The organism is Dyadobacter sp. 22481 (assembly GCF_052044875.1).
GTDB classification, from domain to species: Bacteria; Bacteroidota; Bacteroidia; order Cytophagales; family Spirosomataceae; genus Dyadobacter; species Dyadobacter endophyticus.
The window spans coordinates 208,065-230,551 of record NZ_JBQENV010000002.1; the positions used below are offsets into that span (position 1 = coordinate 208,065).

Below are 22,487 nucleotides of genomic sequence, written 5' to 3' on the forward strand. Positions count from 1 at the left end.
TTTACGCTGCTTTGACAGCATGGTAATAATGGTTCTCTCCCTCGTCCTCAAATTCCTCGATGAGCGAAAGTCCCGACGCAGTTAGTAATTCTTTGTATTTCTCCGCTCCAAGCGATATCGATGCTATCTCTGTGATCGCATCTTCCCATTTCATTTTTTGAGAAGGAGCTGTAAATAGCAGCTTTCCGCCAGCGTCCAGCGCATTTGCCATTTTTTTGATCACAACTTTCTGTGTTTCTTCCGGTAAAAGGAACAATAGCCCCCAGGCAATGACAGCATCGAACTGCCTATTGAAAAATGAGGAATCTTCCGCGGCTTCACAGGCGACAGGAATATTTGGGAAGTTCTGCTTGAAGGATTGAACCATCGAAGGTGACGCATCAATCCCATAAACCGTCAAGCCTTCATTGACCAACGCTTTCGAAATGGGGTCGCCAGCACCACAACCCACGTCCAGAACTGTCGCATTTGCGGGTAGTGACCTGGCCCACTGCCGAACAGATGGCGCGCCGACGCCATTGACGCCCTTTGAGCGACAGCGGATGAATGTTGTTGCGTTGTGCTCGTATCCGTTTGATTTGTCCATGGGAAGTCAGTAAGTATTCACAAAATTGAAAATCAGGAGCTTCGAACTTGGGGAGGGAGACGGGTCTCGAACTTTGCCTTTAATCGTCTTGTAATCAATATTTTGTCTCCTGTATTTGATGCAAACTACACGAAAGACCCACTATTTTTTATACATATAGTGCAACAGTATATTTGTTATGTATAATTCTTTTGGCGAAAATTGAGTTGTTCGATGATAGTTTTCGCTGGTTTTGGGGTGAGTTTTCGGGTGGTTTTGGGTGTTCAAAGTTTGGGAAATGCCTGTGGTTTTTGGCGGTGGTAACTGCGATGTTGAGCTAATTTACAAATCCAGAGTTAGACTTCCAATCGATAGTAACGGTTCTCATGTCAACGCTCTTTCACGACATACTTATAACTCCAATATATGTCCTTACTCTCTGTCGCGTAAGCGCCATTTTTTCGCCGATACAGTACTTTATAATTTTGAATTAATCCTCTTGCGACCTGCTCGCCAAGTTTAGTAGCTTTGATGTAGGTGACGACATTTTCGCCAGCACTTTTTGACGAATAGGTGAATGTGGAATCCCGAATGTTAAAAAGACTATCACAATCATACACAAAGTTTTCAATCAATGGGTGCTCCAAGGATTCGAGCCGAAATATTAATTTCAGAGAGTCGTTAAGCAGAACATCCCTCGGGCCGGATATTTGAGCTAAGCGAACAGTGCTTTTCACGACGTTACCAAGAGAGTCATACCAGGTTTGAGAGTTTGTCCACTTCTTACCTCTGACGTTGACATTATTTCCTAAATATTTTACTTTCTTGCCCGGTAAGTCGAAATATTCGTATCTGTTTCCGACTGGCATGCTGTCTTGGAGCTGTACAAAGCTCATTAAGTTTCCACTTTTGTAATACATTTTCCAGGGGCCGGTTAGCTCTCCGGAGCTCCAAGTTTCGGTTTTGAATAAGCCTCCCTCTGAGAAGTATGTTTTCGCTTCGCCATCTAAATACTCGTTTACAGTGCGAGAGGCATATCTCAATTTGCCTTTCCGGTCATACCCAAAGTACAGCGTAATCGAATCGTTGATGGGTTTTGTCATTCCCTTAACGGCGCCGTCTGGATAATAGATGTAAGTGGGGTCTAGTTGCTTGTTTTTGAGGTAGGAAGACGCCACGTATATAAGGACACTAAGGATAAAGATCGAAGTTCCTATTTTACTTATTTTCATTGATTTGAGTTAATCCTTTCCTCGGTTCATTATTAACGGCAAGATTGTTTGTGTAGCCAGACAATTATAAGCCCAATTTTAGCTTGTAAATCAAATCATGAAAATACTGAGCGCTCCAAATATCCAAGACACTTGCATTCGGTATAAATCTCCGAATATCATTCTTGATCCGCTGGAAGTGAACCAAATCTATCTTCGCATTCAGTAAACTCCGAAACTCAACTTCGCTGATGTTCTCCCGACCCCAATCTCCGCTATCGTACGCACGCAGCGCGAATTGATTGAGATTCAATGCAACGCCTTTTCGGATGTACCATTCCATATCATACCAGTCGCGCCCCTTTACATTATCTTTCCATTTCCTGAAAAGCAACGCATGCATTTTCCCGGCGAACAGGTCGGAGATGGTGAAACACTTCACGTAAAATGAAAATGGTTGGAGCAAAAGCTTTTCTTCGGTATCAAATCCCGAAGGCGGCATGGTGTCTACTTCCAGTTTGATTTTGATGCTAGCTATTTGTTCAAGTCCTTCCTGTGGCACAACACCTTCCAAAACCAGTTCGCGCCAGACCGTTTCCGATTTCTGAAATGCGGAATCAATGCTGGTCTTTACTGCCTTCTGTTTTTCCTTGATCGATACATGCATTCCCAGCGCTTCGAACTCGTCGACGATAGCGGGCAAATAGGTATTGATCGAAAAATCGGGGTCTACTTCGAGTAGCGAGAAGTCGAGATCCTCTGAAAAGCGGTCGAGTCCGTAAAAGATGCGGAGTGCCGTACCGCCATAGAATGCAGCCTTTTCAAAAAAGCCTTTACGATAGAGCCCAGCCAGCGCGACTTCCTGCATGATTTCACGCAGCGCCTGCGTTGCATCATTCTTGTTGGCAGGATTGTAACTTGCCAGCCATTCCTTGATCATAGTTCCTTGATGAGTTTAATGACTTGCGCCAGGCTCTGGCGTTTTGGCGAATCGCTTAGCCAAATCTCCATTGCCTGTTTATCCAGCTGCTTTAATTGATCTTCGTCCATTCTCAGATTTTCAATCAGGTATTCGCTGGCTGCGATTTTACTTCGGAGATTTAAGCCCACTGTATTGATTATTTTGTCAAACAAAGCTTTCTCCGGGGACGCAATAAGTGCATTTTGATCTTTTCCGACCGCGACCTGCCGAATCCCGAAGCTGTAATAGGGGAGCGGCATTCGTGTAAAACTGAATACGCCGGTCGGCGTGTCGAAGCGGCGGGATGCTTTTGTTGTTGCAGAGGAAACTTCGAACACCCGTTCGGGGATCAATCCGTAGTATGATAGCGCACTATCAAAAGACACATAACTCGGGCCAAGCATATGGTTTGCGAGAAGAAATGGCTCTGTGCGTGTTTCTGAAAGTCTTATGGATGGTAAGTACAGGCCTTTCTTAACAGGTTCGATAATGCCTGCGGAAATCAGCTCATGGATTTTATCGTTGGGGCGTTTGTAGTCTTTCAACAGCGAGGTGGGAAGGCTTCGAGAAGATGGCAGAAAAGGTCGGGCAAGTTGAGTACCCCCCTAATTAATCTGTACCCTCTACGACCACGGGCGTTTTTACCATTATTTGTTTGAATAACCATATTTTGGTAAATTTTCTGCATACATTTGGACAGGCTGTTAACTGCGTCCCGATTATGCCTTCTTCCCTTCCACCTACTTATCGACAACTTACTGACGACCAGCTTGTGATGGAACTGCAATTGGGCAGCAGGGAAGCGTTTGCTGAAATATATGAGCGTTATTGGGGGATGCTCTACCGGCTGGCTTACCAAAAATTACGCTGCAAGGAAACAGCGGAGGAGCTGGTTCAGGAGCTTTTTGTGAGCATCTGGGTCAAATCCGGACAAACAAACATCCGCGAACTGCGTCCCTATCTGCTTACCGCACTCAGGTTTTCCATTATCAATCACATTGAATCCCTACGTGTCCACGAGCGTTTCGTGGCTTACTACGAATCTTTTCTCAATCAGGAAGATAACGTTCCTGTGGACGATCTGGCTTTGCAAGACCTCACCGAAGCCATTGAACGCACCCTGGAAGCGCTGCCGGAAAAATCCAAACAGGTGTTCCGCATGAGCCGCTTTGAATACCTGACTATCCCCGAAATTGCAGAGCGGCTTAACCTCTCCGAAAAAGCGGTCGAATATCATTTGACCCGCTCCCTGAAAGTAGTCCGGGGCAGCCTGCGGAACCTGGGGGCTCTTGCCTCATTTTTCTTTATCCTGCAATAAATTGTACAATACAAATAAGTATTGGTCTTATTGAAATCAGAAATATAAACTTTTCCTGATTTTACATTTTCATTTAGGGCTGCAAACCATTCTTCCTGACCTACACTATGAACAACAACCTGTACCGTCCGATACTCCTATGACACCTTCCGACTTTCGCCAGCTTCTTCGCCGGTATCAATCCCGGCAAGCTTCCGCCGACGAAATCCGGCGCGTGGAAGCCTGGTACGAATCGATGGGAGGGGCACAAAACAGTATCGCGGACGAGGACGATGAAGCCGCGGGTCAACGAATGTGGGCGTACATTCAGGGCGAAACGGAACCAAAGTCTATCGTGAAGCCGATGCCGGTTTTCAGGCACAGCTGGTTCAGGGTAGCGGCTTCGGTGGTCCTGCTGCTCGGACTGTTCGGGTATGGATTCTGGCAATGGTCGGCAGGTCGCAATGAGCGGGTCGAACTGCTGAGCGTGCAGATGAACAATACCCGGCAAGCCATGCGAATCAGGTTAGACGACGGCAGCACTGTAACGCTCGAACCCGGCAGTTTCCTCCGCTACCCGAGTCATTTTTCGGGCAATAAAAGGGAGGTTTTCCTGACCGGCGAGGCATTCTTCGACATCACCCGACAGCCGCAAAGACCGTTTCTCGTGGTGACAGACCGCATCGTAACGCGGGTGTTGGGAACCAGTTTCAGGGTAAAAGCATTTGGCGGCAAGTCAAATGTATCCGTAACCGTTCGCACCGGCAAGGTTTCGGTATTCAGCCGGGCCAAAGCCAATGCATCGCCGAAAGAATTGGATAATGCCGTAGTACTGGTGCCCAACCAGCGTGCCGTTTTTTATCCTGCCGAGGCGCGACTGGTCAAAACGCTGGCTGAAAATCCGGTGTTGCTCACGCCGGAAAACGGGCAGCCCGATTTCAATTTTGTCGACACACCGCTCCCCGAGGTTTTCGCCCGACTTTCCAAGGCGTATGGTGTTGATTTTGTGTATGACGACGACGTTCTGGGAGGCTGCACGCTCACCGCCCGGCTTGGAACCGAGTCGCTCTACGAAAAGTTGGCGCTGATCAGCGAAGTGACCCACGCACGTCACGAGGTGATCGATGGCCAGGTTGTGATTGATAGCCGGGGTTGTAAGCCCGCTCATGCCCGATAATGCCTTAAATGAGAAAAGCCGGTAATGTTCCACCATCACCGGCTTTGGATTCCCTGATTTTCCATGCTGCGAAACGCCCTATGACGGGCGCAGGGATTGTTTTGTCCAGATTTTCCGTGAAACCCGTTTAAAACATCTTAAAAATATGCATCGCCAGTTAACTTTACCAGTATTGCTGTGGGTAATTATGAGAATTACTTTCTGCCAACTTCTTTTCGCCGTCCTGTTTGGTAGCATGTCCATCGCCCACGAGGGACGGGCACAGGAAATACTTAGCCGTCGGGTTACACTGACTGCCGTCGACCAGCCTGCACGCACTGTGCTCAACCGCCTCGAACAATTGACGGATACGCGGTTTATGTACAGTGCGGAAGTGATTAATGCGGACCGACCTATTTCAGTCTCCGTGCAGGATCAACGGCTCGATAATGTTCTCAATCAACTACTTGAACCACTTCGCATTACCTATCGTGTGGCAGGTCAGCAAATCATTTTGAATGCTGCCGCGGCTGAGCCGGTCGCTGCCGAAGCGGCTCCGTTGATGATTTCTGGCAAGGTAACGGCCAAAAGTGGCGAGTCGCTGCCCGGGGTGAATGTGAGTGTGCAGGGCACTACCAAAGGCGCCTCAACGGATGCTGAGGGGCAATACAAGCTGGAAGCGGAGCAGGGTCAAACGCTTTTGTTTTCCTTTATCGGGTATAAAAATCAGGATGTATTGCTGACAGGTCAGACCACTGTAAATGTCACACTGGAAGAAAGTTCGGTCGTGTTGCAGGAAGTCGCCGTGGTAGGTTCCCGGTCGACGGTGGCGCGGACGGATGTGGAACGCGCCGTGCCGGTGGATGTGTTGACTGCCAAAGAGTTGCAGTCTACCGGCCAGGTAGAGCTGAGCCAGCAGGTGCAGTTCACATCGCCCTCTTTCAATTCAGCCAAAAACGGGATCAATGGCGTGGCCAGCTATGCCGATCCTGCTTCCCTGAAGGGACTTTCGCCGGATCAAATGCTCGTGCTAGTCGACGGCAAACGCCGGCATCAGTTTGCTGCGGTGAACCTGAACGTGACCGTGGGCAAAGGTACCGTAGTTACCGATATGAATGCCGTGCCGACGCTGGCCGTGGAGCGGTTGGAAATTCTGCGTGACGGAGCTGCCGCCCAATACGGCTCGGATGCGATTGCAGGGATTGTCAATCTGAATCTCAAAAAGTCGGTGGGAGCCGGCAGCGCTATGTTCCAATACGGCGTGACCAGCAAAGGCGACGGCGGCGGCTATACGGCCGGTGTGAATTATGGATTCCGTCTGGGCAAAAAGGGATATTTGAACGTAACGGGAAGCTATCAGGATGTGTCCGGCACCGACCGCTCGGACCCCTATAACCCGCAGCCGGTACCCGGCGGAACCTACACCGGTGTTTATACCAACAACAAAACGACCGATGAGTCGGCGCGGGAAGTGCGCGGGGTTTACGGCCCTTACGGCACCTTCCGCGTGACGGAATACGGCAGCAATGCCATGAAATCGGGCCAGCTGTTTTACAATGCAGGCTTACCGGTGGCCCAAAACTGGACGCTGTATTCCTTCGGCGGATTTTCCCGCAAACGTGTGCATGCACAGGGTTTTTTCCGCACGGCCATCCCCGCGGTCGGGACTACCAACCCGGCAGTATACCCGGATGGATTTACGCCGAAGTTGCCCGGCACTGTTCAGGATTACTCGGTCGTGCTGGGTATCCGACGGAAAGTAACCGAAGGCTGGAATCTGGATTTCAGTACCGGCTATGGTTACAACTACCTGGATCAGAATGTAAAAAACTCAACGAATGCTTCGATGGGAGTGAATTCTCCCAAAGACTTTTACGTGGGCCGCATTGCCTTCGGACAGAGCGTGAGCGAAATCAACCTCAACAAAACGATGTACGGCATTTTGGGGACGAAAACGCTCAGCCTTGCGATGGGAGCCCAGTATCGCATCGACCAGTTCCGGCTGACAGCGGGTGATCCGGCCAGCTACGAGATCGGCCCGTTTGCGGCATCGAACAATAAAATTCCGGGATCGCAGGGGCGCGTCGGCATCGGTGTAGACGATGAAACGAACCGCACCCGCTCAAACATCGGGATGTATGTAGACGTTGAAAGTGACCTCACCGAGCGACTCTTGCTGACAGGTGCATTACGCTACGAGAATTACAGTGATTTTGGTGGAAACCTCTCGGGCAAGCTTGCCTCGCGCTTCAAGCTGAGCGACAATTTCTCCATTCGCGGATCGATCAACCGGGGCTTCCGGGCGCCATTGTTGCAGCAGGTTGCGAATGCGGTCACTACCTCTACTGTGCAGAATGGCGTGGTCACTTCCACCAAGGAAATCCCGAACCACGATCCCCGCCTCAGCCAGATCGGTATTGAAGATCCGAAAGCCGAAACCTCCTGGAACTACAACCTGGGCTTGACAGCCAAAGCAATCCGTAACCGACTGCTGATTACCCTGGACGCTTATCAGATCGACATTCGTGAGCGGATCATCATTACGGAAAACCTGCGGGTGAACAACATTGCAGCATTGAAACCGCTCTTCCCCGGCTTGCAGGAGATTACTTTTTTCACCAATCAAGTGAGTACCCGGACCCGCGGCGTGGACTTTGTAACCTCGTTCCGGCAGCCGCTTCAACGCAACAATGCCTTCACAGCCAGCGTGGCGCTTACAGTCAACAAAACCGAAATTGTGGGTACCAAAGGAACGCCCGCCCAATTGCAGGCCGGAACAACCGTTCCGATCCTCCTGATCGACACCGTGAGCCGCGCATTGATCGAGACGAGCCAGCCACGTACCAAAGTGCTGGTATCGCTTGGCTATCAAATGGGTAAGCTGTCGGTAAACCTCCGCTCCACGTATTTCGGAGCGGTAACGGCCTGGGAAAAGCCCAGCGGATTGCCGCACCGGGTGCAGACCTTCGGTGGCAAGAATCTATTCGATGTGTCGGCAGTATATGCATTGAACAAGACTTTCTCCATTACACTCGGGGGTAATAACATCACCAACGTATATCCTGACCGTGTGTTTACGAATTACGCATCTTACAGCAACGGACAAGTACCTTACACCCGCAATGCAAACCAGTTTGGGTTCAATGGAACCTATTATTACGCCAATCTGATGGTTAATTTTTGATGAAACCCCGTGGCGTTTTGCCGCGGGGACATTTATTCCGATCGAACGCCAAATTGCTGCGTTCCGGTTTCACTTGTTCAAATCGCCGAGTTTTATGAAGAAGTTATTGAGTAACCTGACGTTTTGGGTGCTGACCGCCATTATCGCCGGTGCCTTGTTCGGGCATTTTGCACCCGGCACCGCAGTCCAGATGGAATTTCTGGGGAAGTGGTTTATCAACGTCATTAAGCTGTTTATCAATCCCATTATCTTTCTTACCATTACGCTGGGAATCAGTAGTATGGGTGATCTGAAAAAAGTGGGGCGCGTCGGTGGAAAAGCACTGCTGTACTTCGAGGTGGTCACCACCGTGGCGCTGCTCATCGGCATTGCGGTGGCCAACCTGATCCGGCCGGGCGACGGGGTCGCGACCGGCAACCTGAATGGCGCGGCCGTCAGCCAGTATTCCGAACGTGCCGAGTCGTTTTCATGGCTCCAATTCCTGGCCGATAATCTCACGCTGCAGGTGTTGCTGGTATCCATTGTGTTGGGCATGGTACTGAGCCGCTATACGGGGCGAGAACGGATCCTGAGCGCGCTGTCTGCTGCTTCCAAATGGATATTTAAAGCGCTGTATGTAGTAATGCGGTTTGCACCGATCGGTGCATTCGGCGGGATGGCCTATACGATCGGCAAATATGGGATTGGGACCCTTTTGCCCCTTGCCAAACTCATGACAACCGTCTACATGACGATGTTCCTGTTCGTGTTTGTCGTGCTTAATGCCATCCTGCGCTATTATCAGATCAGCCTGTGGTCTTTTTTGAAATACATTCGGCAGGAATTGCTGATCGTGCTGGGCACATCGTCGTCGGAAGCAGCGCTGCCCGCCCTGATGGAAAAGCTCGAACGCATGGGTTGTGCCAAGCCGGTGGTGGGATTGGTCGTTCCCGCAGGCTACTCGTTTAACCTGGACGGCACTACGATATACCTCTCGCTGGCGACGGTCTTCCTGGCGCAGGTGTTCGGTGTAGAACTCACCGGCTCGCAAATTCTGACCATTATGGGCATCCTCATGGTAACCTCGAAAGGGGCAGCGGGCGTCACGGGAAGCGGGTTTGTAGTGCTCGCCAGCACGTTGACGGCCGTGCGCGTGATCCCCGTCGAAGGGCTGGCACTGTTGCTGGGCGTCGACCGGTTTATGTCCGAAGCGCGCAGCATCACCAACTTTATCGGTAATGCCGTCGCCACGATTTTTCTGGCCAACAACGAGAAGGCCTTCGACCGCAAGATGATGCAACAGGCATTCGACGAACGTACCCCTCCTCCCGCCATTCCTGATATGCCCAACCCCAAGCCGGTATTGAGCCGGTAACCCGCATTTTTCTTTTTTATACCAAAACTCCTTTGCTATATGAACATCTACCCGAACCATTCCGCCATAGATACCGATTTACTCCAATGCCTGGGCATACCGGCCACCGCCACCGTGGCGCTGAACCTGACGGTGCCTGAACTGACCCAACTGGCGCTCGACGGCGGCGAGGGCGTGCTCACCGAAGCAGGCGTGCTGATGTGCGACACCGGCAAGTTCACAGGCCGGTCGCCCAAAGACAAGTTTATCGTCCGCGATGCATTGACCGAAGATACCGTTTGGTGGGGACCTGTTAACCAGCCCATCGAACCCGAACAATTTGACCACCTTCACCACCGCATGCTCGCTTCGCTGGAAGGCCGGTCCGTATTCGTGCGTTACGTGAAAGCCGGTGCCGACCCGCGTTATGCCATTAACATCGCCGTGATCAATGAATATGCCTGGCATAATCTCTTCTGTCACAACCTTTTCATCGAAACATCCGAAGCCGAACGCGCCGATTTCAAGCCCGACTGGACGATATTGAACCTTCCCGGCTTTCAGGCGGATCCCGCTACCGACGGCACACGGCAGGGTAATTTTACCATCATTAATTTCAGCAAGCGGGTCATCTTGATCGGCGGCACTGGCTACGCAGGCGAAATGAAGAAGGGCATTTTCTCGGTTCTCAACCTCACGCTGCCCCGGAAGGGCGTTTTATCGATGCATTGCTCGGCCAATGTGGGCAAAGCTGGCGATACGGCATTGTTTTTTGGATTATCTGGCACCGGAAAAACAACCCTTTCCACGGATCCCGAAAGGGAGCTCATCGGCGACGACGAGCACGGGTGGAGCGATCAGGTGTTTAATTTTGAAGGGGGGTGTTATGCCAAAGTGGTCAATCTCAGTGCGGAACATGAACCTGAAATCTATGGTGCGATACGGCCCGGCGCCGTGTTGGAGAACACGCGCTTTATCCCCGACTCCCGGACTGTTGACTATGCCGATCAGTCGGTTACGGAAAATACCAGGACTGCCTACCCGCTGCATTACATTGCCAATCGCGCCAACCCGTCCGTGGGTCCCGTACCGCGCAACATATTCTTCCTGACGGCGGATGCATTTGGCGTGCTGCCTCCTATCGCGAAGCTTACGGTGGAGCAGGCGATGTATTACTTTCTGTCGGGTTACACGGCCAAGCTGGCCGGGACGGAAGTTGGGGTAAAAGAGCCTGTGCCCACGTTTTCGGCCTGTTTTGGCGCGGCCTTTCTGCCACTGCATCCTTTCGAATATGCCGGTTTGCTGGGGCAACACCTGAAAGCCTCGGACGTGCCGGTGTGGCTGGTGAATACCGGCTGGACAGGCGGTTCGTTCGGCACCGGACATCGGATGAAACTGGCGCACACCCGCGCCGTCATCCGGGGTGCGCTGTCGGGCGTACTCGATCGGGTCGAATATCAGACATTGCAACCGTTTGGCTTACAGGTTCCTATGGCCTGCCCGGGCATTCCTGAAGAATTGCTCAACCCACGCCAGACCTGGCGGAACCGGGCGGATTATGACGACACCGCCACCCGTCTGATGCGGGCATTTCAGGAAAATTACGAGACCTATCACAATCCGGCAGGTCAAGGTGTAGAAGAGCCATCGTTTGCCTAAAATGGATGTGATCGCCATCGATCCGCTCGATGGCTCCTCCAACATCGACGTCAATGTGTCCATCGGGACCATTTTCTCCATTTATCGACGCCAGTTCATGCCGGCACGCCCGCGGTGGAAGCGGATTTTTTGCAGGGCGGCCTGAGCCAGGTAGCTGCGGGTTATGTGCTCTACGGCACCTCCACATTTATTGCCCGCTACATTGGCGTGCTGATCGCCGACGTTCACCGCAACCTGCTCAAAGGCGGAATTTATCTGTACCCCGCCACGGAAGCAACACCCCCGGCTAGGCGCCTAGCCGCGGTAAATAGCGCCTAGGCGGCCCCCATGGCTTTGCAGCCCGTCACTTTTTGCTTTGTAACTTTCGCTGCGCTGCGCTGCACAAGCGTGTTACTATTGGTCTTACTTACTACTTTTTGATCGCCGAAAGCCAAGGTTTCAGTACCTTCGTAACCTGCGGCATCACGACCCATGTCAGTAATCCCACCATGCATCCAGCCACAATTAAAGTCCTTAATGCAGGATGGAGTCCCTGGATGTACGGCCCAAGCAGATAAGTCAGGAACAAGCTGGTAGGATATACACCGCAAAGCGTAGCCACGGCCATTTTCCATCTCGGTGGAGGAACAGGTGAGCGGAACCAGGCTTCCAGGCCGGTTAGCTCCCGATAGACCGGTTCTTCCGTCAACGTCGATGCATAGGCTTCCCAATCTTTGAATAGCTTCGAATTGTAAAAGGCATCCCGCTCAGCCTGATCGGCGAACGTCCTTAATATGCCAATTTCCCGGCTCTCGCTGCCAGGTAAAGCAGTCATCATTGCTGCGCCGTGCACACCGCCATGCAGAAATGAATCGCCAAGAAAACGCCGAAGTGCATCTTTGAATTCTTCTTCTTTTCCGGGAAGGACTTTGCGGGTAATAGCAACGTGAATAGCCATAGGGGCGAATGCAGTTTGAAAGCGATGAACGTAAATTTATAAAATACCTGTTGCAGCCGTTTCAACTTATTGAAGAATTGGTGTTTGCTGGGTTCAGAGGTGTCACTATCCCCATAAGCGAGGCTTATCTTTTTCCTGGCAATGTTGGTCGGTTGCTTGCCAGAATCCAAATCTTTGAGGGCTTTGATGATCTCAGTTTCGGTGAATGGTTGGCTATACCTCGAAAAATGCACACCAAAGCCGTGGCAAGTTTTCTACCTTCTTTTATTTAGCCTCACTCCGCGCTTTGTAGCTTTTGTAAGAATATTTTGACTGTTGTTTGGTAGTTATAATTACATGTAACCCCAAATTACCCCCTACTGGCAATTGCCAAGTATTCTACGTTTAGGCAATTTTGTTTTATCAGAATGCGCTCTCAGACAGCATTATTTTGATGTTTCTTTAAAAGAAAATGCAGAGTGCTACAGATCCATTTACCCATCCACATATTTTCGTATAAGCCAATGTATATCAGTGATTTAATGCCAGTATTTAATTTGCCTTCATTAACTGAAGTTCCCGCACTTGGGCAACTAACTGGGCAAGAACGTAAGGTACTACTAATGACCCTTAATGATTTCTCGTGTAAGGAAAGCGCTGATACGTTAAGTATCGCAACCGAAACTGTTAAACGGCACCGGAAAAATATCATTCGAAAGTTAGAGGTGAAAGGCAAATCTGAATTTCGCAGACTTTTATACCTCTGGACAGTAAAATCCATAGCCAGTATTAGGAGAGTCGATCCAATTGACCCCAACACGGAACTTAAATCCGGGCCAACTGAATCAATCGGGGGACAGGCAGCCGTACCGGACCAAACGTCCCTGAGGAGTTTATCCTTCAATCGGCAATGGCCAGAACAAGGACAAAACAATAATCAACAAAAATCAAAGTAAAGAACCAACTGTCGTAGTATTCATGCAAAAATATATATCAATCTATTTTGTGCTGGTTTCGATGCTGGCGCTTCCTATGTTTGCATTCGGCCAAATAACTGGACGAGTGTTTGATAATGGCAATAGCGGAGAGAAAATGGCTCACACCGAAAGGCCGATAGCCGGGATCTCAATTAAAGCCTACGGTTTGTTACCGTCTGGCAAATACGGACTGATTTCTCAAACCCAAAGCGATGCCAAAGGGCGATACTACCTGGACGTTCCGGAAGGCAAGCAGGTAAGAATCTTATTTGATGGTAAGCTTAGAAAGTTGCAGAGCAATACATCGACGCCGGCTGTGATGTTTGTGAAAAGTCCGGCTTCTGAGGTGAACTGGGGAGGATATCACCCAGCGCAATATGTTTCAGATAAACCCTTTCTGGTATCGCCAGTTTATACCACCGGTAAGGGAAATGACAGCGCTACGGCTTTGAAAGCCGTATCATTGGACGATACTGTATCTTTTTCGCTGGCCAGTTCCAATCAGGTCGGAGCCTTATGGGCGGTTGCTTTCGATAAAAACAGCAATCACTTATATTCAGCAGCCTTTGCTAAGCGCCACGTGGGGTTTGGGCCGCTGGGCAGCGGAGGTATATACCGTACCGACTGGCATACGAAAGTCACCGTGCCCTGGCTGGATCTAAAAACAATAGGTATTCCAACAGGAGATGATCATCATCAGGGACTAAAGGTTGATGTTGACAGCAACAGCACCGATGCACTGCTCATGGCCGATGTCGGCAAACTAGGACTTGGAGGCATCGACATATCGGAAGATGGCAAGGTGTTGTACGTCATGAATTTGTATAACAGAGCGCTATACGCTATCAATATTCCCGAAGATACCGCAGCCAGGCCAACTTCCGCAGATGTAACATCGTTTGTAATCCCTTCTTCACCCAATAACAGTGGTAGTATGCGTCCTTTTGCCGTAAAAGCACATGAGGGGAAGATATACGTAGGTGTTATTTCCGATGCTGAAAAATCGCAAATGCTAAGCGACCTCTCGGCTTCTGTATATGCGTTGGATCCGGACACCAAAAAGTTTACGTTGGTGTTTTCAATGCCTATGGACTACGTACGTGGTAAAGCGGTAAATGGCTTGGATGTTGAAAGCTGGTATCCATGGACCGACGACTTCAACAAAGCGTTACATCCCGCTTTTCCGTCGACGGCGACGCGGCCTCAACCCATTTTGTCGTCCATCGTCTTTGACGGCAATGGGACAATGTTCCTCGGTATTATGGACCGCTTCGGTCATCAGTCGGGTACAGGACAACCAACACCTGATGGAAAAGCAAGTTATTCTGCCGTAGCGGCAGGCGATGTCTTGCGCGTATATATATATGCGTCAGGGAATAAGAGCGCCAGATTTGAATTGGAAAACAACGCTCTGGCCGGAGAATTGCTGACCGATGGAAAGGATAATCGCCAGGGACCTCGGGGAGGGGAGTTCTTTTTTCAGGACGGCTTTACTTACAAGGATGAAAAACGGCAGGCTCTTACTGTGCATGAAGAAACAGGAGCCGGCGGGCTGGCTCTGCTACCGGCGACCAATGAGTTGCTTATGACTGCCCATGAACCTACCGATTCATTTAACTCAGGAGGTATCAAGGCCTTTTTCACCGAAGACGGCAGAACCAGCCGCGGGTGGTTGCTCTATGGGAATGGTCAATCAGGCACTTTTGGCAAAGCCAACGGCGTTGGTGGGCTGGCAGTAACATCAGGACTGCCAGGGGTTGTGATAGGCAACCGCGTATGGTCCGACACCAATGCGGATGGCATTCAGGATCCGGACGAGCCTGGACTTCCGGGGATAGAATTGGGATTGTGGCTTGGCGATTCGCTGATGGGAACCACGCTTTCAGACTTGGGAGGACATTACTTATTTGATGAAGAAAACGTTAAGGAGGCGATCCAGCCTAATACCTTATACCAGATCAAAATCAAACTTGACCAACCAAGATTAACACCTGGTATCGGTAAATCTCAAAGTGACGCCGAGCTGGATAATGACGGCATTAGGCAAGGCGGCTATTCGGTTGCTTCCTTCAAAACAGGGAAAATGGGAGAGAATATTCACACCATCGATTTTGGTTTTTTGGATACGGGCAAGAGAGAAAATATTGCCACGTCGGAAGATGGTGAATTAATCGCTTATCCTAATCCGGCCTATCATAATGTGATTGCAGAGACAAATTCGCAAGCCGCTTCCGCAACATTTGATCTGATAGATGGTCAAGGGCGAGTTATTGAAAATGAAGAAGTTATCGGCAATAATGGGCGTTTGAGAAAGACCTACGATTTATCCACCAGATCATCCGGTATATATATCATTAGAATTAGCGAAGCAGGCGTTTCGGCAAAGACTGTTAAAGTTATAAAGGAATAAGTTACTTCTAGTAAACCGCAAATTTTCCCCCTCAATAAGAATGCCCTATCCATCTCAATTCTTGAATGGATGGTGAATCAGAATTTCTAAAATAACAGATCTATTATATTATGTCGAGGTTTCTAAAGATCATCGTCTTATGTTTTGTGCTGGCCATTCAGTATGTTTCCGCACAGACGTTTAACACGCCGGAGGTGGCTAGTTTCAAAAAAGAGGTGTTCAGCCCCGTCTCTTACTACACCGGACAGGCTAACATTTCGATACCGCTCACCCAGATTCAGGCCAATGAAATTACCGTTCCAATAACATTAAATTATGTTGGTGGAGCTGGGTTGAATGCAATAAACCCTTATAGTAGTGTAGGGATGGGATGGAGGGTTACAGCTGGCGGAGTGATTACGAGAACAAAAAACAACGTTTGCGACGAAACTACCTATGGTAACTATGGTGGGGGGACGGAGAATGGTTTTTTTAGTCTAGCTCCTAACTCCGTAACAAATAGCTATGTTCGAAATAATATAAGCTCTTACGTCGGAACCTACGGCTCGAATTCTAATTTGAATGGAGGTAAATATTTTCTTCATGCAACTGAATATTCACCTGACGTGTTTTCTTTTAGTTTTCTGGGATATTCCGGATACTTTATAATGGGCTATGATGGGCAGTTTAAGATACAATCACAGGACATTGTTGCAGTGGACAAGCTTTCCAATATCAGTTGGCTAGGCGGAGGAAACAGTATTGCGTTCAGGCTGACAGCCAATGATGGGACAACTTTTACTTTTGGAGATGGAACAGGTTCCATGGAGCTGTCGGGAGGGAACGCACAAGGTGTTCCCTATCAAGTAGATGCCTGGTATCTTACAGAGATCAAGTCGGTTAATGGCCGGACTATCAAGTTTAATTACAATGATAATGCCCAGACATTTGTTCGTTATGTAGCTTCGGTAGATTCTCCTAATGTCATTTCATCAGTTACTCCTGCTGTATTGAAAGACATTGTTTTTGATGGAGGAACTGTCGTATTTACATCAACCAGTTTGAGCCAAAAAATAGCTGGGTCAGCGAGCACAGATACAAAGAGAATTAGTAAGATCGAAGTAAAAGACCCCAATAATACGGTGGTCAGTAGTTCGAATTTTACTTATAGTACCTGGAAGGATGATAGGTATTATTTCTTGGATGCGCTTGTCGTCGACGGAAAGAATTATAAGTTTGATTATTATAACCGAAATGGACTTCCTGATGTAAACACTGCTTTGCGTACAGATTATTGGGGCTTTTACAATTCAGCTTCCGGGAGCGCGGTAGGATTGGGGAGTTTATCATCTCGTTGGGATAGTTTTCTAAATCCCACCACTTATTATCCGAATCGCCTTTCTTACCTTGAATCGACAAAAATCGGTGTACTGACCGGCATTACCTATCCTACAGGTGGCATTGAGAACTATGAATATGAGCTGCACACTTTTTCGCAAAAAGGGGTTCAAAAGCCAGTGGGAAGAGGCTATGTGAATGTGACAGATGGGCGCAACGTTGCCGGAGGGTTACGGATATCGAAGATTACATTAGGGGAAATGGTTAGAAAGTACAAGTATGTTAATGCCTTCGATCCTAATAATCCAGAAAATCCGAGCGCGGTTAGCAGCGGGATACTTTACAAGTTTCCTGGGATTCCCTATTTCGGTAATAGCGTTATCAATGGGCTTTCTGTCGACGGGGAACCGCCCGTTGTTTATGGCAAAGTGATTGAGTCTCTGGCTGACAAAAGTTATACAGAATATACAATGAGGTCCCCTTTGGATATTGCGGATGGAGATGCTTCTGAAAGTAGCGCTTTCTACACCATTGGGTTTAATGTTGGAGCAAGTTCTTTTGTTGAACCTCAGGGGCTTGTGGGGTGCTTGGGGAAAGCTTCATCCCGTTCTCTTGAACGGGGGCAAGTATCACTCGTGAAGGTTTACGATGGGGCAAATACATTAAAGAAAGAAGTGGCATATACCTATGCTACAGACCCGAACAAACTCAATCAAAATGTTGCTGTGATGAGTTTTGGAGAAAGAAGCAATCAAGGTGTTGGACAACTTGCCTTGGAGTTAGGTTATAATTTTTTGAATGTTTTTAGTACTTATGAAGTTTATACGTTTCCCGTGTACCTGGAAAAGGAGGTTGAGACTTTATATGAATCAGGCCAGGCCCTGGTGAAAACAACGGACTATAAATATAATGCTCAAAAGCTTCGATCGGAGATAACTTATACAAGCAGTAAGGGAGAGACATTAAAAACCAAAATAAAGTATCCGGCAGACCTTAGTCTGGGAACCTATCCTGCAATGGTTTCAATGAAGATGCTTAATTTCCCCATCGAGCAAATACAAGTTAAAAATGCATTGGTTGTCGGGGGAACAATCAATACCTATAAGTCACAGGTAACCGGAGGTGTTACACACTATGTCCCATACCAGAAATACGTGGGGCTTACCGCTACGGTTCCTGAATCAAGTTTCGTCTCTTTCAATGGTACGACAAAAGATAGTCGGTACTACGCAATTCCTCAGGTTACCTTTGACAGTTATAATTCACTAGGAAAAGTTGCGCAGACCACAACTCGGGATGGAATCATCACTTCTTTCCTTTGGGATGCGACGGGGCAGTATCCGATGGCCCAGGTAAAAGGGGTAGGTTATTCTACTATAAGTACCCACGACAAAAAGGCGGCGACGTACCCAAGTAACACGCTGTATTCAAATCTCAATCCCCTTCCGCCTTCGGTGCTTATTAACACCTATTCTTACAAGGCTCTGGTTGGTATTGAATCGGCTACCGACCCAAGTGGCAAACTTACCTGGTATAATTACGATAATTTCGGCCGCCTATCCAACATTCGGGAAGGTAGTGCGCAAGGAAGCCTGTTAAAGAGTTTCGATTATAATTATGGACTAACGGGATCCGCAGCATCAACCAGTCTTAGCCGGATACTTATTGTAGGAAACAGCATCACCAAATTAGTAGCCCAGACAGGTTCCGATGGCTGGCAATCACCTGCCCTTACCGCCGCCGGAGGTTGGGGACGGGCATCTTCCACACAAGCCAAAGATTTTGCTCATATTCTCGAGACCCGTTTTAAGAAGTTAAATTCTGCGGCAAAGGTTTTGCCCTTATGGGAGGCGCCCTTCGAACGGGATTATATCAGTAGCCCTGCGGGTTGGGTTACGTACGATTTTGCAGCCCTCCAAAACCGTATTACCACTGGGTTTAGTGGCGAGAAACCGGACCTGGTAATCATCCGATTGGGGGAAAATGTCTTGAATGCTGAGGTCGAGGTAAACGACTTTAAAACAGCTTATAAAAGGTTGATCGATAAGGTTTTGGAGGTAAGTGCGCCAAATGCGAAAGTGATTGTGACAAACTCTATGTGGCCGGATCAGCCGCTTGCTGATGCCAAGATTTTGGAAGTCGCAACAGAGCGCAATTTGCCCTTTGTTAATCTGAGCGATATGATCTCGAACCCGATTTTTCTAGCTGGAAATGACCCGGTAACTCTGAGTGCATTTCCCAACAATACAGGTGATCGGCATCCTGGCGACGCCGGTATGCTAGAGATCGCGGATCGAATTTGGAGCAAGGTAAATAATACCACTTTGCCATCAAATGTTGGAGGAAATATCACCAATGTCCGGTTGTACCCTCGTACCGATTGCTGCATGGACCATATTGTGGGAAGTACTATTCAGGGGTCAAACGATATTTCAAATGCGAATGGATGGACTACACTGGCGACAATTAGTGAAACGCCGACTGCGGGATGGAACGAATACGCTATCCGGACAACCACGGCGTGGCGATACTTACGTTTCCTGGCTGGTCCCAATTGTAGTGGAGAATTAAAGGAGCTGGAATTCTACAATGGAAATGTAAAGCTGACCGGATCAAAATTTGGATCTTCAACCGCTTTAAACAACAATCCAGCTGAATACGGTTATGGTCTGATTTTCGATGGTCTGGTGACAGGTACTTGGCAAGGGACGGCACCGGGGCCGCAGAACTATGCAGGAATTGATTTGGGTGCAGGTTGCCCTGCTCTTACGGCTAGTGTGCTCTCTCCGGCTAACAACGCCAGTGTGGTGGGTACGGCCAGTACGACGACCACGGGCCGGGTTACCACCGCCATTAGCGTCACCGTTTGTGCCCCAACCGGCACCACCATCAGCAGCGTCGAGATTTGGGCGGCAACCAGCACTGGCGGATTCCCCAACCGGATGGGATACGCAGTTGCAGTTGCCGGTCAACCGGGTGTGTACACGCTTTCATCTGCGGAGGGTAGCGCCAACGGCAAGTGGCCGATCGCTTACCTTGATCCAGGCACCTACCGCTTCTATGCGATAGTGAATACCGGTACCACTTCGCTGACCACTGCCTATAATACCATCACACTGACAGCCCCGACGGGTACAGGTTGTTCTACCCTTACGGCGAGTGTACTCTCACCGGCCAATAACGCCAGCGTCGTGGGCACAGCCAGCACCACAACCGCCGGGCGGGTTACGACTGCGATCAGCGTCACCACCTGTGTTCCTGTCGGCACTACGATCAGCAGCGTGGAGATCTGGGCGACCACCAGCACAGGTGGCTGGCCGAACCGGATGGGATACGCAGTTGCAGTTGCCGGTCAACCAGGAGTTTATACATTATCGTCCGCAGAGGGCACCGCTAACGGCAAGTGGCCCACTGCTTACCTTGATCCAGGCACCTACCGGTTCTATGCGGTGGTGAATACTGGTACCACTTCGCTGACCACTGCCTATAATACTATCACGCTGACAGCCCCGACGGTTACAGGTTGCTCAGCTCTTACGGCGAGCATGCTCTCACCGGTCAACAACGCCAGTGTGGTGGGTACCGCCAGTACTACCACGGCAGGGCGGGTTACGACTGCCATCAGCGTCACCACCTGTGTTCCATCCGGAACGACTATTAGCAGCGTGGAGATTTGGGCGGCAACCAATACAGGCGGGTTCCCCAACCGGATGGGTTATGCCGTTGCAGAGGCAGGTAAGCCAGGTGTTTATACATTGTCATCCGCAGAAGGCAGCGCCAACGGCAAGTGGCCGATCGCTTACCTTGACCCGGGTACCTACCGGTTCTATGCGGTGGTGAATACCAGTACCACTTCGCTTACCACTGCCTATAATACCATAACGTTGACAGCTCCGACGGGTACAGGTTGTTCTGCCCTTACGGCGAGTGTACTTTCTCCGGCTAACAACGCCAGTGTGGTAGGAACTGCCAGTACAACAGCCGGAAGGGTTACGACTGCCATCAGCGTCGCCACCTGTGTTCCATCCGGCACGACTATCAGCAGCGTGGAGATTTGGGCGGCAACCAATACCGGCGGGTTTCCTAACCGGATGGGATACGCCGTTGCAGATGCAAGTCAACCAGGTGTATATACATTGTCATCGGCAGAAGGCTCTGCTAACGGCAAGTGGCCCATTGCTTATCTTGACCCGGGCACATATCGGTTTTATGCGGTGGTGAATACCGGAACTGCTTCGCTTACTACTGCCTACAATACCATTACGCTGACAGCCCCGACAAGTACAGGCTGCTCCGCTCTTACGGCCAGTGTGCTCTCACCGGTCAACAACGCCAGTGTGGTGGGTACCGCCAGCACAACGGCCGCCGGAAGGGTTACTACTGCGATTAGCGTTGCTACCTGTGTCCCATCCGGCACGACCATCAGCAGCGTCGAAGTCTGGGCGGCGACCAGTACCGGCGGGTTCCCTAACCGGATGGGATATGCCGTTGCCGATGCAAGTCAGCCAGGCGTTTATACGTTGTCATCCGCAGAAGGTAGTGCCAACGGTAAGTGGCCGATCGCTTATCTCGATCCGGGTACATACCGCTTCTACGCGGTGGTGAATACCGGTACGACATCGCTGACCACTGCCTATAATACCATAACGCTGACAGCTCCAACAGTCACAGGTTGTTCTGTCCTCACGGCGAGTGTGCTTTCACCGGTCAACAACACCAGTGTGATGGGGACCGCCAGCACTACCACTGTCGGGCGAGTTACCACCGCCATTAGCGTCACTACCTGTGTTCCATCCGGCACGACCATCAGCAGCGTGGAGATCTGGGCGGCAACCAGCACAGGCGGGTTCCCTAACCGGATGGGCTATGCCGTTGCCGATGCAAGTAAACCAGGTGTTTATACACTGTCATCTGCAGAGGGTAGTGTCAATGGAAAGTGGCCTGTCGCTTACCTTGAACCGGGCACGTACCGTTTTTATGCGGTGGTGAATACCGGAAGCACCTCGCTGACCACTGCCTATAATACCGTTACGCTGACAGCTCCGACAGGTACAGGTTGTTCTGCCCTTACGGCGAGTGTACTTTCTCCGGTTAACAACGCCAGTGTGGTGGGCACTCCTAGCACGACGACCGCCGGAAGGGTAACCACTGCCATCAGCGTTACTACGTGTGTCCCAACCGGCACGACCATCAGCAGCGTGGAGATTTGGGCGGCAACCAGTACAGGGGGCTGGCCTAACCGGATGGGTTATGCCGTTGCTGTGGCAGGTCAGCCAGGCGTTTACACGCTCTCATCCGCGGAAGGCAGCGCCAATGGGAAGTGGCCCGTAGCTTATCTTGATCCGGGCACCTACCGGTTCTATGCGGTTGTGAATACCGGCACCACTTCGCTGACCACTGGCTATAATACCATTACGCTGACAGCCCCATAGAAAAGTATCTGACTAGATCCCGGAAAGTGTTTGTAAAGGTGTCAACAACACCTTTTACAAACAAAGGGA

Annotated in this window: 14 protein-coding genes and 1 pseudogene; 10 read left to right on the plus strand and 5 right to left on the minus strand. The window is 49.9% G+C overall.

The window, feature by feature from the left end; genetic code table 11:
• Position 1 precedes the first annotated feature (1 nt).
• From ACTJJJ_RS10975 to ACTJJJ_RS10990, 4 genes are all read right to left on the minus strand, one after another.
• On the minus strand, positions 2–586 hold the full coding sequence (locus ACTJJJ_RS10975) for a class I SAM-dependent methyltransferase (protein ID WP_188938870.1): 585 nt from the start codon (positions 584–586) through the stop codon (positions 2–4).
• 368 nt (positions 587–954) lie between these two features.
• Positions 955–1,797: a toxin-antitoxin system YwqK family antitoxin gene (locus ACTJJJ_RS10980; RefSeq protein WP_440701803.1), complete on the minus strand. Its 843-nt coding sequence runs from the start codon at positions 1,795–1,797 to the stop codon at positions 955–957.
• Positions 1,798–1,861: 64 nt separating this feature from the next.
• Positions 1,862–2,716 carry a nucleotidyl transferase AbiEii/AbiGii toxin family protein gene (locus ACTJJJ_RS10985; RefSeq protein WP_440701804.1) on the minus strand — a complete coding sequence of 285 codons (855 nt, stop codon included), beginning with the start codon at positions 2,714–2,716 and terminating at the stop codon, positions 1,862–1,864.
• Positions 2,713–3,282, minus strand: a complete 570-nt coding sequence (locus ACTJJJ_RS10990; protein WP_440701805.1) for a type IV toxin-antitoxin system AbiEi family antitoxin domain-containing protein — start codon at positions 3,280–3,282, stop codon at positions 2,713–2,715. The genes ACTJJJ_RS10985 and ACTJJJ_RS10990 overlap by 4 nt, the downstream gene beginning before the upstream one ends.
• Positions 3,283–3,458: 176 nt before the next feature.
• On the opposite strand from ACTJJJ_RS10990, the gene ACTJJJ_RS10995 reads away from it, so the two are divergent.
• The 6 genes and pseudogenes from ACTJJJ_RS10995 to ACTJJJ_RS11020 all read left to right on the plus strand — a co-directional run.
• Entirely contained in the window at positions 3,459–4,055 is a 597-nt protein-coding gene (locus ACTJJJ_RS10995) for an RNA polymerase sigma factor (RefSeq protein ID WP_188938866.1), read from the plus strand.
• Positions 4,056–4,194: 139 nt separating this feature from the next.
• Complete coding sequence (locus ACTJJJ_RS11000) at positions 4,195–5,211, plus strand: FecR family protein (protein ID WP_426292652.1); 1,017 nt, start codon at positions 4,195–4,197, stop codon at positions 5,209–5,211.
• 187 nt (positions 5,212–5,398) lie between these two features.
• Positions 5,399–8,374 carry a TonB-dependent receptor domain-containing protein gene (locus ACTJJJ_RS11005; RefSeq protein ID WP_440701806.1) on the plus strand — a complete coding sequence of 992 codons (2,976 nt, stop codon included), beginning with the start codon at positions 5,399–5,401 and terminating at the stop codon, positions 8,372–8,374.
• 94 nt (positions 8,375–8,468) lie between these two features.
• Positions 8,469–9,728: a C4-dicarboxylate transporter DctA gene (gene dctA, locus ACTJJJ_RS11010; protein ID WP_426292654.1), complete on the plus strand. Its 1,260-nt coding sequence runs from the start codon at positions 8,469–8,471 to the stop codon at positions 9,726–9,728.
• Between the two features lie 39 nt (positions 9,729–9,767).
• On the plus strand, positions 9,768–11,366 hold the full coding sequence (pckA, locus tag ACTJJJ_RS11015) for a phosphoenolpyruvate carboxykinase (ATP) (RefSeq protein WP_440701807.1): 1,599 nt from the start codon (positions 9,768–9,770) through the stop codon (positions 11,364–11,366).
• A 7-nt stretch (positions 11,367–11,373) separates the two neighbouring features.
• Positions 11,374–11,657 (plus strand): annotated as a pseudogene (locus ACTJJJ_RS11020) (class 1 fructose-bisphosphatase); the annotation flags it as partial.
• A gap of 118 nt (positions 11,658–11,775) precedes the next feature.
• On the opposite strand, the gene ACTJJJ_RS11025 reads toward ACTJJJ_RS11020, so the two are convergent.
• Positions 11,776–12,303 (minus strand): antibiotic biosynthesis monooxygenase, encoded by a 528-nt coding sequence (locus ACTJJJ_RS11025; RefSeq protein WP_440701808.1) that lies wholly within the window; start codon positions 12,301–12,303, stop codon positions 11,776–11,778.
• 8 nt (positions 12,304–12,311) lie between these two features.
• Here ACTJJJ_RS11025 and ACTJJJ_RS11030 point away from each other — a divergent pair, with 8 nt between their 5' ends.
• From ACTJJJ_RS11030 to ACTJJJ_RS11045, 4 genes are all read left to right on the plus strand, one after another.
• Positions 12,312–12,575, plus strand: a complete 264-nt coding sequence (locus tag ACTJJJ_RS11030; protein ID WP_440701809.1) for a hypothetical protein — start codon at positions 12,312–12,314, stop codon at positions 12,573–12,575.
• A gap of 249 nt (positions 12,576–12,824) precedes the next feature.
• Positions 12,825–13,238, plus strand: coding sequence for a helix-turn-helix transcriptional regulator (locus tag ACTJJJ_RS11035; protein ID WP_440702644.1), 414 nt, complete (start codon positions 12,825–12,827; stop codon positions 13,236–13,238).
• A 22-nt stretch (positions 13,239–13,260) separates the two neighbouring features.
• Positions 13,261–15,669 (plus strand): SdrD B-like domain-containing protein, encoded by a 2,409-nt coding sequence (locus ACTJJJ_RS11040; RefSeq protein WP_440701810.1) that lies wholly within the window; start codon positions 13,261–13,263, stop codon positions 15,667–15,669.
• A 110-nt stretch (positions 15,670–15,779) separates the two neighbouring features.
• Positions 15,780–22,418: a hypothetical protein gene (locus ACTJJJ_RS11045; RefSeq protein WP_440701811.1), complete on the plus strand. Its 6,639-nt coding sequence runs from the start codon at positions 15,780–15,782 to the stop codon at positions 22,416–22,418.
• Positions 22,419–22,487 lie beyond the last annotated feature (69 nt).

Coding starts and splice junctions, on each gene's coding strand:
- ACTJJJ_RS10975 (WP_188938870.1), bottom strand. CDS start 586: ATGGACAAATCAAACGGATACGAGCACAACGCAACAACATTCATCCGC.
- ACTJJJ_RS10980 (WP_440701803.1), bottom strand. CDS start 1,797: ATGAAAATAAGTAAAATAGGAACTTCGATCTTTATCCTTAGTGTCCTT.
- ACTJJJ_RS10985 (WP_440701804.1), bottom strand. CDS start 2,716: ATGATCAAGGAATGGCTGGCAAGTTACAATCCTGCCAACAAGAATGAT.
- ACTJJJ_RS10995 (WP_188938866.1), top strand. CDS start 3,459: ATGCCTTCTTCCCTTCCACCTACTTATCGACAACTTACTGACGACCAG.
- ACTJJJ_RS11000 (WP_426292652.1), top strand. CDS start 4,195: ATGACACCTTCCGACTTTCGCCAGCTTCTTCGCCGGTATCAATCCCGG.
- ACTJJJ_RS11005 (WP_440701806.1), top strand. CDS start 5,399: ATGAGAATTACTTTCTGCCAACTTCTTTTCGCCGTCCTGTTTGGTAGC.
- dctA (WP_426292654.1), top strand. CDS start 8,469: ATGAAGAAGTTATTGAGTAACCTGACGTTTTGGGTGCTGACCGCCATT.
- pckA (WP_440701807.1), top strand. CDS start 9,768: ATGAACATCTACCCGAACCATTCCGCCATAGATACCGATTTACTCCAA.
- ACTJJJ_RS11025 (WP_440701808.1), bottom strand. CDS start 12,303: ATGGCTATTCACGTTGCTATTACCCGCAAAGTCCTTCCCGGAAAAGAA.
- ACTJJJ_RS11030 (WP_440701809.1), top strand. CDS start 12,312: ATGCAGTTTGAAAGCGATGAACGTAAATTTATAAAATACCTGTTGCAG.
- ACTJJJ_RS11035 (WP_440702644.1), top strand. CDS start 12,825: ATGCCAGTATTTAATTTGCCTTCATTAACTGAAGTTCCCGCACTTGGG.
- ACTJJJ_RS11040 (WP_440701810.1), top strand. CDS start 13,261: ATGCAAAAATATATATCAATCTATTTTGTGCTGGTTTCGATGCTGGCG.
- ACTJJJ_RS11045 (WP_440701811.1), top strand. CDS start 15,780: ATGTCGAGGTTTCTAAAGATCATCGTCTTATGTTTTGTGCTGGCCATT.